The organism is Bradyrhizobium erythrophlei, assembly GCF_042430365.1.
In the GTDB taxonomy this organism is placed as follows: Bacteria; Pseudomonadota; Alphaproteobacteria; order Rhizobiales; family Xanthobacteraceae; genus Bradyrhizobium; species Bradyrhizobium erythrophlei.
In genome coordinates, this window is sequence record NZ_JBHMET010000172.1 from 1 (window position 1) to 899 (window position 899).

Annotated in this window: 1 pseudogene; it reads left to right on the top strand. The window is 61.7% G+C overall.

The window, feature by feature from the left end:
• Positions 1 to 59 precede the first annotated feature (59 nt).
• A pseudogene (locus ACFFWD_RS25505) lies at positions 60 to 899 on the top strand (IS630 family transposase); the annotation flags it as partial.

The window sequence follows — 899 nt, forward strand, 5'->3', positions numbered from 1 at the left end:
GATTCCCAAATCGGGCGATTTCTGATTCACCATGCTGGCTGGGCTGGAGGCCAGCATGGATGGGTAAGCCTTACTCTTTGGATTTTAGGAAGCGCGTCGTTGCGGCGGTTGTGAGCGGCGGGCTGTCGTGCAACGAGGCCGGCGAGCAGTTCGGGGTTGCCGTCAGCACGGCCATTGGATGGGTGCGACGGCAGCGCGAGACCGGCAGCCTCGCGCCCGGCAAGATGGGCGGGCACCGGCCGAAGGCGATTTCTGGCGAACACCGTGTCTGGGTGTTGGAACGGATCAAGGCGGGCGATTTCACCTTGCGCGGGCTGGTTGCCGAACTCGCCGAACGTGGGCTGAAGGTCGACTACCGCTCGGTGTGGGAGTTCGTCCATGCCGAGAAGCTCAGCTTCAAAAAAAAGCGTGGTGGCTGGCGAACGCGATCGTCCCGACGTGGCAAGGCGACGAACCCAGTGGATCAAATATCAAGATCGCGTCGAGCCTGAGCGCCTGGTCTTCATCGACGAGACCTGGACCAGAACCGATATGGCGGCATTGCGGGGATGGGCACCGCGTGGCCAGAGGCTTCTCACCAAGGTTCCGCACGGCCGCTGGAAAACCATGACCTTCCTGGCCGCCTTGCGCCATGACCGGATCGAAGCGCCATGGTTTCTCGAGGGGCCGATCGATGGCGAGAGTTTTCGCCTCTATGTCGAGAAGGTCCTGCTTCCGACGCTGCGTCCCGGCGATATCGTGATCATGGACAATCTCGGCAGCCACCGAGGCAGGATCGTGCGCCAGCTCATCCGCTCCGCAGGAGCCAAGCTCTTCTTCCTGCCCAAATACTCACCCGACCTGAACCCCATCGAACAGGTCTTTGCCAAGCTCAAGCACTTGCTCCGAAAAGCTGCCGC